Here is a 12,042-nt window from a genome sequence, read left to right on the forward strand (position 1 = left end):
CAAAGAACAAAAAACACGCGATATTTTACTTGCCAAACAGCACTGTATGAAATACTGTATAACCACTGTATAGAAAATCAGTGGTCTGCTCATGTTACATACTCAAGTGCAAAATATTTCTTTGTCTCAAACCAACTCAGGTGATAAACGTTATCAGCTGGTTTATGCGGAAGATGATATAGTCAGTAGCTTAGAATTACTTAAAATCTTGTATCGGTGTAACTCGCTACACAGATGGACACTACTCATTGCGCCAGACAACATTCCCAGCAAGGCATTACTGGATACCCGCTCAATTGACAGTAGCAAGTTACTGGTACTGCGCCAGAGACATTTGATAAACTTGGAGTATGTTATTAACAGCGCTTTATGCAAAGGCAACTTTGCAGCGGTGATCACCTGGACGGATATTGTTACTGAGCAACAGCTTGCCCGGTTTAAGCTGATAGACAGTGATACTGAGTTATTTTGCTTTAGTCGTACTTCCGGCCACGGAGCATCTGTCGTTGCGCATTAAATTCAAATGAGAAATTATGTGTTATTGCGGTTCTGAAATTGAAGCACAAGCGTGCTGTCTGCCTTTTATAGAAGGCCGTAAACAGCCACAAAGTGCAGAGCAGCTAATGCGTTCACGGTATAGTGCTTATTGCCTCAAAGACACAGAGTATATACATCATACTTATGCACAGAGTAAGCGCGCAGAAAACAGTGAGGCCAGTATCAAAGCATTTGCCGAGCAGGTCGCCTTTATCGGATTAGAGGTTATCGAGTGCAATGAGTCTGCCGACTATCACTTTGTGGAATTTAAAGCGACTTATCTGGATGGCGGCGTGTGTGTCACCATGCATGAGCGCTCCCGATTTTTAAAAGAGGCGGGCCTGTGGCGCTACCTGGATGGTGAGCTTTATGCCTGCCCTGAGAAAAAAGTCAGCAGGAATGATCCTTGTCCCTGCCAAAGTGGGAAGAAGTTTAAAAAATGTCATGGCTAGCTCGCTGGCGATGTCGGCCGGATTGTTGAGTGCTCAACAATCCGCACTTTTTCGATATAACGCCTTGTGTCCGCACCATTGCTTAGCCTATAACAGGCTGATAACGGTGCTCAACCGAGCCACCGCAATAAGCTGGTAGCGTTTTATATAAACCGCCTGTGAAGCGTCAGGCTTAAGCTACTTTTCTTCGGCGCTTAATCTGTGGATCACACGCCGTGCTTTTATTGAAGTTTCCTAATGAACTTAAGTTACACAGCAACCTGCAACATAGACTGCATTTCACCACCGGCTATCTGGTCATAAAAACCCGCCGCATCTATATCTTTATTGTCTACCAATATTTGAGGGGTTCTGGTTTTTTCTAGTTTCTGTCTTACAGCAGGTTCGAGGTTGTCAACGATGTGCAGGGGAATGTGCTTTTTATCGTTGCGTACCGCATACGGCTCTGGCTGCAAACATTCTTTAAGGCGCAGGCTGGCCAAATCACCATCCTGGACTAAAAACCCGTTATCATGCCCTATCAACATATTGAACTGTTCGGGGGCAAGTGGCTTTTGCGGACCAAGCTGCAGTGCCTGTTTTAACACCGCTTCGGATTTATCGGGCTCCTCTTGTGACGTATGAGGCAGGTCGAACTGGCTAAAATCTAGCGCATCCTGTGACAGCAAAGATAAAAGCAACGCAAAATCACCGCGTCTTGCTTCATGAACGCTGTGGTTAAGTGCACTGCCCAGCTGAGCTTCTTTGCACAAAATGCCATCTATCTGCATGTAAAATCGCCACAATTTAGGGAATATGAAAATTTATCGGCATTTTTTCAATTTTCTTTAGTACATTTCTTTACTTCACTAAAAACTTTGATATTATCAGCGCCGTTGTTGAGGAGGGGTTCCCGAGCGGCCAAAGGGATCAGACTGTAAATCTGACGGCACTGCCTTCGCTGGTTCGAATCCAGCCCCCTCCACCACTTCACAATTTTTATTTCTCTTAGGAGGGGTTCCCGAGCGGCCAAAGGGATCAGACTGTAAATCTGACGGCACTGCCTTCGCTGGTTCGAATCCAGCCCCCTCCACCACTTTACAATTTGTTTTTCTCTTCGGAGGGGTTCCCGAGCGGCCAAAGGGATCAGACTGTAAATCTGACGGCACTGCCTTCGCTGGTTCGAATCCAGCCCCCTCCACCACTTTCCTTATTTTCTTGTTTACTGAACTGTTATTTTTCTATCTGAAGCCTGACACCCTGCTCTCTTAAATAAGCCTGAGCTTCGCGATAACCTGGATAGTGCTGTGCAACAATTTGCCAGAAGGCCTGATTGTGTGCCATCACATGATAATGTGCCAGCTCATGCACAACCACATAATCAATCACCCACTTCGGCGCCCCAACCAGCAGACTATTAAGCGCCAGCGTGCCATTAGATGACAAACTCCCCCAGCGGCGTTTATATTCTCTGATCTTCAGTACCTGATACTGACTGCTCATCTGCTGTGAGTACTCTGCCAGTAGCGGTGTAACATAACTTAACAAAGTCTGGCTTAGTAATTTAAACAGCGCCTTGCGCGCGCCCTCTGAGCCAGGTTGCGCCCGGGTTTTGAGCCCTATGCATTGTGCGTCGTGGTCAACATAAGAACGACTTTGAGAATACTCAAACCTGTACTGCTCACCAAATATCTGAATTTGTTTACTGTCGAACGGCGCCTGGATCCGCTGCTGCTGGGCAGATACCGCCAGCTTTTTGCTTTCAACCCAATGTGACTTGCTTTTTAGCCAGGTATCCAACCAGCGCCTGTCGATACCGTAAGGCGCAAAGACTTTGACGCCATCCGCTGTAATTTTAATCGCAACACTCTGTCTGCGCTTACTGATGCTTAACTGATAATCGAATGACATAGATACAATTTTTTATTTACCCTGAAAAAATGCTGCTACCCTTACTAATAAGAAGGATTGAGCTGGCACAATATGAACAATAAACCACTTTGCCAATATGAATCACCCGACGGGCATAACTGCCAGGAAATAGACATGGGTTCAGGCTATTGCTTTTGGCATGATAGCAAATTTGACAAAAGCGGTCTGGAGTTAACACAAAAACTGGAGCGCTATGCCAAACGCGGTGGCCTTCTACAGGGGTTAGAATTAAAACGGGCTAATCTTGAGGGCCTTAATCTGGTTAAGTTTGACCACCACGAAGGCTACGACCTGTCATACAGCAACTTTTATCGTGCCAATTTGCAAGGTGCTCACCTGTTCAACAATACCATCAAGCATGCCTCGCTGATGAAGGCGGATTTGCGTGACGCCAACCTGCACTGCTGCAAGCTTGAAGATACCAACCTGTTGGGCATGAAACTCGATAAAACCCGCATCGACAACCTCTACCTCGGTGATAAGTTGTTGCAGGAAAAACAAGCCCATGAAGCCCTTAAACAACAAGACTTGGATGAGGCTAACGATCTGTTTTTACAATCAGAGGAAATTTACCGCCTGCTAAGAAAGGGAGCCGAGCAGCAGGGTCTGTTTGAAATGGCCGGGAAATATACTTACAGCGAGCTGCGCATGCGCCACGCGCAATATCCAAAATTTTCTAAACGCCGCCTGGTATCCTCTTTTGTTGACATGTTATGTGGTTACGGCGAAAAGCCCGAGAATGTGATCCGCTTCAGTTTAGGCATGATCATCGCCTGCGCTATCTGCTACTTCCTGTTCGGGATCAATTACAATGACGGGCTCATTCAGTTTTCCAGTCAGGCTTCCTGGTCGGACAATCTAAGTACTTTACTCAATTGCATTTATTTCAGTGTGGTCACCTTTACAACGCTTGGTTATGGCGACATAACACCAACCGGCATCACCCGACTGGTCGCAACGGTTGAGGCATTTACCGGCAGCTTTTCGTTGGCGTTGTTCGTCGTTGTCTTTGTAAAACGCATGACGCGTTAGTCGCAGATCCCAATCTCTCTTCCCAATTCGTGCAAAAATCCATGCATAAACTCAGTGCGCCGCTGGGCTTCTTGCTTTGCAGACTGAGTATGCATTTGCTCAGCAATATTCAGCAGCTTGATGTAGAAATGATCTAAAGTATATTTTTTGTCATCCGCTTCACGGTTTCGACAAAATGGGTCATCAATATGATACATATGTCTGGCAATGGCGCCGCCCACTTTCATACACCGGCTCACACCAATTGCACCTAAAGCATCCATACGATCTGCATCCTGGACTACCTTGGCCTCCAGAGTATCAGGCGTCACATTGGCGCTAAAGCTATGTGCCACAATGGCATGGTGCACGGCAGGCAACTTGTCTTTGGGATAATCCAGTGTCGATAAAAAGGCAACAGCCCTGTCTGCAGCCAGTTTTGAGGCAATGGGTCTGTCCGGGTGATTCTTCGCCACCGCTACACAATCGTGCAACCAGGCAGCAGGCAGTACAACCTCAAGATCAGCGCCTTCCGCGGCACACAATTGTTTGGCTGTTTTAACCACACGCAGGATGTGCGATAAATCATGGGCGGTGTCAGCAAACTCAGTGGTGAGCATAAAATCTCGGCATGCCGTTTCAAATTCCGTCATATTTATTGTCATTTATCCCTTAACCTTATGGTTCTGATTGTATGTTGTTAGTGGCTTCACTAAAATATCACCATTATCTACTGTAAGGAATTTATATGTCTTGCGCGCTGTATTTACAACCTGGCCGTGAAAAATCTTTAAAAAGAAAACACCCCTGGATCTTTTCTAAAGCAATAAAAAAAGTCAAAGGCAAACCTGCTCTTGGCGATACCGTGACCATTTATAGTCACGACGGTCAATACCTGGCCACAGCCGCATACAGCCCTGGTTCTCAGATCCGGGCCCGGATCTGGAGCTTTGATCAGTCTGAGCACATCGATCAGTCATTTTTCGAAAGAAAACTGTCACGGGCACTTGCCGCGCGCGAGCAAGTTATCGAAGAAGGTCAGTTAACCGGTTTCAGGCTCTGTGCAGCCGAATCGGACGGTCTGCCGGGCATTACCATAGATAAGTTTGACAACTACCTGGTCTGTCAGCTGCTTAGCGCTGGTGCAGAGCGTCACAAAGGTGAAATCGTACAAGCGCTCAGAAGCCTGTTCCCCGAGTGCAATATTTACGAGCGCTCTGACGTTGATGTACGTAAAAAAGAAGGCCTGGAAAAAACCACAGGCGTTTTGTGGGGAGACGAGCCAGAGGCGCCCGTTGTGATCATGGAAAACGGCTTGAAAATAGAAGTCGATATCAAATCCGGCCACAAAACCGGCTTCTACCTGGACCAAAGAGACAGTCGTGCAGCACTGGAGCGCTTCTCTAAAGGCAAATCGGTACTAAACTGCTTCTGTTACACAGGCACATTTGGTCTGTATGCGCTTCGTGGCGAGTGTGACGAAGTCATTAATGTCGATGTCTCTCAGCCGGCGCTGGATACCGCCAAACGTAATGTGCAGCACAATGATCTAGATCTGTCTCGTGCCCAGTTTGTTAAGCAGGATGTGTTTAAACTGCTCAGACAATACCGTGAGGAAGGCCGTCAGTTTGACACGATTGTGATGGATCCTCCCAAATTTGCCGAGAGTAAAGCCCAGCTCAACGGCGCCTGCCGTGGCTATAAAGACATCAATATGCTGGCCATGCAGTTGCTTAAACCGGGCGGCACGCTTTTGACCTTCTCGTGCTCTGGCCTGATGGAGCAAAACCTATTCCAAAAAGTGGTCGCCGATGCGGCGCTGGATGCAGGTAAGGACCTGTTAATTATGGAACGCCTTAATCAGGCAGCTGACCACCCTATCGCGGGCTGTTATCCGGAAGGGTTTTATCTTAAAGGCTTGATCTGCAAAGTGTATTAATAACTAACAAAAAGGCCGGTTTATACCGGCCTTTGTCGTTTACTCAATGAGTATTTAGAAGCTGCCTTGCAGAGTAAGGCCTGAGTAGCTGCTGTAGCCACGTACCATGATGTGGTAAGTGCCGCCATCTGTGCCAGAACTCAGAGTACACGTTTCATTGTTGCCAGAACGATATGGACGACAATCGTAGTTATTGGTGGTTGGCTGAGTACCTTTACGCACATACAAGTCTGCATCACCTGAGCCACCTGAAATGCTGACATTTAGTGTCACATTGGCGGGGACTTCGATGGTATAACGCGTATCTGTGTTAGTACCGCCAGACAAGCCCGTTACTGGCACGCCATTTTCAAGACAGTTGGCACCACAGCCGGATGAATCACCGAATGTGCCTGTCAGTGTAGCACCTGAATACTGGCTGTAGCCATGCAGCATAACATACCAGTCACCAGCAGCCGGGTTTGAAAACTCACAAGACTCGTTGTTACCGTTTTTGTAAGGGCGACATGAATAGCTGCTTTGAGTAGGCTGTGAACCTTGTTGCACATACAGATCGGCATCACCTGAGCCACCCGTTAGTGTGAAGGAAACAGACGCCGCTCCGGCAGGCACTGCCAGCTTGTAGAAGGTCTCGGAACCCGTCGCACCAGACGCTGTTACACCAACACCTGAAGTAAGTTCAGTTGGGCCCGGCGGAGGTGGTGGAGGTGGCGCATCACCTTCAAGCGTGTAAAGTAGTTCATTCGGTGAACTTGCTTTGGCATCAGACACCGCACCTTTGGTACTTCTGCTGCTCAGCAGTGAATCAATCTGCGCTGGCGTCAGTGTAGGATCCTGGTCAAGGTACAAGGCGACCGCACCTGCAACATGAGGCGCTGCCATTGACGTACCACTGATGGTATTCGTCGCGCTGTCTGAGTTATACCAGGCTGACTTGATGCTTGAACCTGGTGCATAGATATCCAGACAAGAACCATAGTTTGAGAAGCTGGAGCGACCATCACTGCTCGTTGTCGAACCAACAGTGATTGCGTCCGCTGCGCGAGCTGGCGAGTAGTTACACGCGTCGCTGTTGTCATTACCGGCAGCCACAACGAAAGTAACACCAGAAGCAACAGCCGCATTAACGGCATCATCAACTGCCTGAGATACGCCGCCACCTAAACTCATGTTAGCAACAGACGGACCAGAAGCATTATTTTTAACCCAGTCAATCCCTGAGATCACCCCTGAGTATGACCCTGAACCATTACAGCCCAATACGCGAACGCCGACAACATTAACATTTTTTGCAACACCGTACTCTGAGCCACCAATAGTACCGGCAACGTGCGTACCGTGACCGTTACAGTCAGACGAGTCAGCATCGTTATCAACAAAGTCATATCCATGGCTTGCGCGATTGCCAAATTCACTGTGCGAAATACGCACACCAGTATCGATAACGTAAGCAGTAACGCCTGAGCCGTCGAAGTCATAGTGGTAGTTTGAATTCAGAGGCAATGCACGCTGATCAACACGGTCCAGACCCCAAATCGCATTGCTCTGATCGCCAGAAGCCTGCGGGGTAACTGTGACAATCTGATCTTGCTCGATGTAAGCAATGTTTGGGTCTTTCAGCATTGCTTTAACATCGCCTTGTGATGCATCGACAACAACACCGTTTAGCGCACCGTTAAAGCGCTTTGCGACATTGATATTGTAAGCGTTGCTCAGTGCCTGTGCCTGTGTGCTTGCATAGTCAGAAATAGCCATAGCGCTTTGTGTATTAAGCACGGTTGGCGTTTTAAACACGACAATATACTTGCCAGGAATGGCTTTGCCTTGATCTGCGGTCAACAACTCGGCCTGAGCCATAGACTGTCCAGACAGGCCCGCCAGAATGGCAAAAGCCAGTGTGTTTAGTTTACGCATACTTGTTCCTTTTTTGTTGTTTGGTTAATTTCCAATCAAAATGTAGCGCATATGAAGAAAAAATAAACAACAAATTGGAACATTTATTTAACTATGTTTACATTTTTTGTAAATTTAAATTTACATTAGTTTATTGATACTTTATGAACATTCCTGTGGGGCATTGATTATTATGGTTTTTATCTAAAATAATGCCGGCTCTCACCCATTATCGAGACTATTCTCGTCATAGTGTTTTCATGTTTTCCGTATTAAAGGATCACCCCGCGTGATGTTATCTGCCCAGATGACTTCTGTGAGTGAAAATATTACACGTACGAGCGAGCATCCAATTTGCTCAAACTCTCCGCTATCAGTGTATTTGGTGAGTGTGTTTCGTAGCATGTTGTTTATTTGAGCAGGGCTTAATTGACTGAGAACCTGCACTAGCTTGTTAAAGCCCGTTGATAAAATTGACTTAATGATAATTTCCAAATAGGGTACATTATTAATAGGCGGGTTTTCATTTTACGCCTTTAAGGGGATCCGCATTGAGAACACAAACACTGACGTCTGGCACGCTCCCCACGGATTATATCATTCCAACCTGGCGCTATGAGCCTTATTCAGACTAGTTAGATTTTGCACTGGTGAAGCTAAGAAGCTTTTATTGAAAGGAATAAAATGAACAAACTTTCTACTACTGTACTTTTTATATTTACCTATGTAATTTGCCCGCAGGTTGATGCAAAGAGCTCAAAACCGGCCAGTGATGTCACTTACTGGCAGTCACAGGGATACGGCTACTTTATTAAAAAAACGCCAACAACACTGACGTTTTATGACGTTACGCAATCGCATTGCCTATTAAACAGTGAAGAGTCGGGAGACTACGACCCCGCCAACTTGATCTCATTAACACAGGGTGCAGAGCTTCACTGGGAAACACTACACCCGGTAAAACTAAAACCTTTAAATCGCTTACCAGCAAACTGCCTGAATACCGCCAACACAATGAATGCCGTCGGTAATTTTGATGTGTTCTGGCAAACATTTGCAGAACACTATGCTTTTAGCCAAACAAAACAGTGGAATTGGGAAGCGCAGTATTCACCGTGGCGTAATAGGCTTAACAAAAACAGCAGCAGTGAAGAGCTACTTTCTGTTCTGAACGATTTAATCACAGCGCTACAAGACGGACATGCCTATATCGCAAATATTGATGGTGAGACTCTGGCCATGTACGAACATAAATGGAATACATTCAGAAGTGAACGCATAGACATACCATATAAAACATACATCGCGTCTGCCACATCACCAAAAATTAAAAGTCCGCGGTCCTTTTACCATTTTCTCACCCAACTACATCAAAAAGTGATTGAGCAGTACTTCATCGATGATTCGAAAAAAATACATGACGCATTTTTGAGCGCTTCTCTACCTGGCAATGTCCAATACCTCAGTATCGATCACCTTCGCGAGTTTGCAGATGGAAATACGTTGGAAGATGACATACACGTCGTAGATGAAGTAATGACGGCTTTGTTGCCACAGTTAAGAAAATCAGATGGTCTCATAATTGATCTAAGGTGGAATTCGGGAGGAAAAGACCAGCTAGGCTTACGGTTACTCTCTCATTTTATTAATGAACCCCTGATAATAGGTTCCAAACGAACAAAAATACTTTCAGGCTTTCTACCTGAAAACAAGATTAAAGTTTCACCCCAGCACCCTAAGCCTTACTTGGGGCCAATTGTGATATTAACCAGCCCGCTGACAGTCAGTGCAGCAGAAGTGCTTGTACTTGGGCTAAAGGCACGAGACAAAGTCAAATTGTTTGGTGAGCCGAGCAATGGCTCGTTTAGCGATACACTCGTTAAGCAGCTTCCAAACGGCTGGATTTTCACGCTTTCAAACGAGCAATACCTGGACACGGATGGCGTACATTTTGAAAGTAAAGGGATACCAGTTGATGAGACATTCAAGTACCTGAATTGGAATGAACTTCTTGCAGGAAAAGACCCAGCTCTTTCAGCAGCGCAAAGGTACTTATCAATGAGCAAAACCTCAGAAAATCTCAGGACACCCACCGCAAACCTAACCGTAGCGGAGCCACTAAATTGACCGGTACCGTCAATAAACCTCAGAAAATCTAAAACGAAAATCTCAGGACACCCACCGCAAGCTACGCTATTGCAAAGACGGCGGGAGCAACTGGGAAGCACGTCAATTCTATGAATCCATTGGATTGATCCTTTGCGAAATACAGAATGCCTTTCAAACCTGCTCCGGCGACAAACATCTGAGAGCAAATACGGGCCTTGCTCTGCAATTAAACTAGCAACCAGTCATCCGTTCCCAATATAAAAACACTTGTGAACAGCGCCAATTGTCGCTCTAATGGGTTTAATGATCAGAGAGCACAACACCCGGTTTTGGGACTTATTAATCCGGCCTGACTCATAAATGTAATATGGCTGATACACCATGCTCTGACGGGCTGATAATCCAATGCCGTAGGCGAGCACAAACTTCCTGACTTCTGAAGGCAAGTTAACGCGCTCGTGCCATACTCAACAAACTACCTTTAAAAAAGGCGACACCTTAAGATGCAGCTTAACAACCCAGTTAGATATTTTGAAATTCCGGTGACTGACTTAGCGCGTGCCAGCGCCTTTTATCATTCTCTATTTGGCTTCGAATTTGAGCACGTAGTAATAGATGGTCACGACATGGCGCTATTCCCTTCACATGATAATGCTGCGGGGATCACCGGAGCACTGGTGAAAGGAGACAGCTATGTGCCATCTAAAGCTGGCGCAAGGCTGTATTTTCATGCTGAAGACATAGACGCCACATTACTCAAGGTTTTGTCACTGGGTGGAAAAGTCCTGTATCCAAAAACATCAATTGGCGGGTTTGGCTGGGTTGCTGAGTTTGAAGACTCTGAGGGAAACTGTATCGCCCTGCATGAAGAATAGATGGGCCACCAGTATAGTCTTTCGCAGCGCATCTTTATGACAACCCATGTCATGAGAGTTGAGCCAGAATGCATATCAGGCAGACATCATACCAGATTCAATGATAACCTGTACCCAGCCTTGCACACACAGCAACCCATATCCGCTAACCCATTGCAAGGCCAGACTATCACTGCATGGAGGATCCGCTATGTTCAGGGTTATTTACCAGTGGCAGGTGCCCACTGACAACATGACCGCCTTTAAAGCTCTATGGCAAACCACGACCGATACAATCCATGCATCGGTTGACGGAGCATTGGGCAGCTTTATGCTGCAAAGCGCCGAGCAGCCAGACAAAGTGCTGACCATCGCCAAATGGCGCTCACGTGAAGACTGGCTGCACTTTTGGGGCAATAGCAATCCGCAGTCAATGCAGCACATGCGCGAACTTGCAAAGCGCATTTCGGTAGAAACCTTCGAAGAAATAGAAGACAGAACCCGATAGTACGACCTACTTAATACAATATCCACGCAAAAGGACAGTAGTAACAATGAATAAGCAGTCAGCGTTTGCCGACATCAACGGCACCCGACTCCATTATGAGCAAAGCGGTATCCAGGATGGCTTTCCCCTGGTTATGATCCATGGCGGCCTGGGTTCGACACGCGACCTGGATGTCATCGCTGAGTATCTGAGTGACCACTTCCGCCTGATATCCATCGACTTAAGAGGCCAAGGAAAATCGCACTTTGGCAATGCGGCCTTGAGTTATGCTCAGTATCAAAGTGACATACAGGCTCTGCTCAGTAAGCTGGAAATCACCCAATATGCCCTGTTTGGCTTCAGCGATGGTGGCATTGTGGCTTATCGCCTGGCTGCGCAAAATCCGGGTCAGGTAAAGCGACTGGTCACCTTGGGGTCATCCTGGCGCCTGGAGGAAAATGATCCTGCAATCGAAACTCTGCAAAGCCTCACGGTTGAGCGCTGGAGCGAGATGTTTCCCGAAGACGTTGCTTATTATAACGCGTCCAATCCAGCACCCGACTTTGCGGCCCTGGTTGCGGCTGTGAAAACGCTCTGGCTCGATACCAGCGAAACCGGCTATCCGTGCAATTTAGTCACCCAAATTAAGTGCCCAACCCTGATCATGCGAGGCGATAATGACTTTTTGTTTTCTCTCGAGGAAGGCGTCGCGCTTAAAGCCCGGATTACGGATGCCAGCTTCGCAAATATACCTTTCGCCTCTCATGCTGCACACCAGGAGTTACCTGAGCTGGTATGCCCTGCCATTCAACAGTTTTTTCGCACAGCCAGCGGCACAAACTAAAGGAT

General features: G+C 46.8%; 12 protein-coding genes and 3 tRNA genes. 11 read left to right on the top strand and 4 right to left on the bottom strand.

Features of this window, described 5'->3' with window-relative positions; translation table 11 throughout:
* The first annotated feature begins 91 nt into the window (after nucleotides 1–91).
* Both MHN33_RS01080 and MHN33_RS01085 read left to right on the top strand, forming a co-directional pair.
* Entirely contained in the window at nucleotides 92–517 is a 426-nt protein-coding gene (locus MHN33_RS01080; protein WP_239393309.1) for a SulA-like leucine-rich domain-containing protein, read from the top strand.
* Nucleotides 518–533: 16 nt separating this feature from the next.
* On the top strand, nucleotides 534–989 hold the full coding sequence (locus tag MHN33_RS01085) for a YchJ family metal-binding protein (RefSeq protein ID WP_239393310.1): 456 nt from the start codon (nucleotides 534–536) through the stop codon (nucleotides 987–989).
* Nucleotides 990–1,237: 248 nt separating this feature from the next.
* Here MHN33_RS01085 and MHN33_RS01090 read toward each other — a convergent pair whose 3' ends face one another.
* Nucleotides 1,238–1,759: a VC2046/SO_2500 family protein gene (locus MHN33_RS01090; protein ID WP_239393311.1), complete on the bottom strand. Its 522-nt coding sequence runs from the start codon at nucleotides 1,757–1,759 to the stop codon at nucleotides 1,238–1,240.
* Nucleotides 1,760–1,871: 112 nt separating this feature from the next.
* On the opposite strand from MHN33_RS01090, the gene MHN33_RS01095 reads away from it, so the two are divergent.
* The 3 genes from MHN33_RS01095 to MHN33_RS01105 all read left to right on the top strand — a co-directional run bounded on the left by MHN33_RS01095 (nucleotide 1,872) and on the right by MHN33_RS01105 (nucleotide 2,172).
* Nucleotides 1,872–1,956, top strand: a tRNA-Tyr gene (locus tag MHN33_RS01095).
* A gap of 23 nt (nucleotides 1,957–1,979) precedes the next feature.
* Nucleotides 1,980–2,064 (top strand) — tRNA-Tyr (locus MHN33_RS01100).
* A 23-nt stretch (nucleotides 2,065–2,087) separates the two neighbouring features.
* A tRNA-Tyr gene (locus MHN33_RS01105) sits at nucleotides 2,088–2,172 on the top strand.
* Nucleotides 2,173–2,201: 29 nt separating this feature from the next.
* Here MHN33_RS01105 and MHN33_RS01110 read toward each other — a convergent pair.
* A complete protein-coding gene (locus MHN33_RS01110) occupies nucleotides 2,202–2,879 on the bottom strand; it encodes a SprT family zinc-dependent metalloprotease (protein WP_239393312.1) in 678 nt (225 codons plus the stop codon).
* Nucleotides 2,880–2,951: 72 nt separating this feature from the next.
* On the opposite strand from MHN33_RS01110, the gene MHN33_RS01115 reads away from it, so the two are divergent.
* Nucleotides 2,952–3,932, top strand: a complete 981-nt coding sequence (locus MHN33_RS01115; RefSeq protein WP_239393313.1) for an ion channel — start codon at nucleotides 2,952–2,954, stop codon at nucleotides 3,930–3,932.
* Here the strand turns inward: MHN33_RS01115 and MHN33_RS01120 are convergent.
* Nucleotides 3,929–4,576 carry an HD domain-containing protein gene (locus tag MHN33_RS01120; RefSeq protein ID WP_239393314.1) on the bottom strand — a complete coding sequence of 216 codons (648 nt, stop codon included), beginning with the start codon at nucleotides 4,574–4,576 and terminating at the stop codon, nucleotides 3,929–3,931. The two genes, MHN33_RS01115 and MHN33_RS01120, sit on opposite strands and share 4 nt — an antisense overlap.
* A gap of 83 nt (nucleotides 4,577–4,659) precedes the next feature.
* Here MHN33_RS01120 and MHN33_RS01125 point away from each other — a divergent pair, with 83 nt between their 5' ends.
* A complete protein-coding gene (locus tag MHN33_RS01125; protein WP_239393315.1) occupies nucleotides 4,660–5,850 on the top strand; it encodes a class I SAM-dependent methyltransferase in 1,191 nt (396 codons plus the stop codon).
* 54 nt (nucleotides 5,851–5,904) lie between these two features.
* On the opposite strand, the gene MHN33_RS01130 is transcribed toward MHN33_RS01125, so the two are convergent.
* Nucleotides 5,905–7,764, bottom strand: coding sequence for a S8 family serine peptidase (locus tag MHN33_RS01130; protein ID WP_239393316.1), 1,860 nt, complete (start codon nucleotides 7,762–7,764; stop codon nucleotides 5,905–5,907).
* Nucleotides 7,765–8,427: 663 nt separating this feature from the next.
* Between MHN33_RS01130 and MHN33_RS01135 the strand changes: the two genes are divergently transcribed.
* From MHN33_RS01135 to MHN33_RS01150, 4 genes are all read left to right on the top strand, one after another.
* Nucleotides 8,428–9,870: a S41 family peptidase gene (locus MHN33_RS01135; protein WP_239393317.1), complete on the top strand. Its 1,443-nt coding sequence runs from the start codon at nucleotides 8,428–8,430 to the stop codon at nucleotides 9,868–9,870.
* A gap of 485 nt (nucleotides 9,871–10,355) precedes the next feature.
* Entirely contained in the window at nucleotides 10,356–10,727 is a 372-nt protein-coding gene (locus tag MHN33_RS01140; RefSeq protein ID WP_239393318.1) for a VOC family protein, read from the top strand.
* 190 nt (nucleotides 10,728–10,917) lie between these two features.
* Complete coding sequence (locus MHN33_RS01145; protein ID WP_239393319.1) at nucleotides 10,918–11,214, top strand: antibiotic biosynthesis monooxygenase; 297 nt, start codon at nucleotides 10,918–10,920, stop codon at nucleotides 11,212–11,214.
* Nucleotides 11,215–11,260: 46 nt separating this feature from the next.
* Entirely contained in the window at nucleotides 11,261–12,037 is a 777-nt protein-coding gene (locus MHN33_RS01150) for an alpha/beta hydrolase (protein WP_239393320.1), read from the top strand.
* Nucleotides 12,038–12,042: the final 5 nt, after the last annotated feature.

Source organism: Pseudoalteromonas sp. OOF1S-7, from assembly GCF_022347765.1.
GTDB lineage: Bacteria > Pseudomonadota > Gammaproteobacteria > Enterobacterales > Alteromonadaceae > Pseudoalteromonas.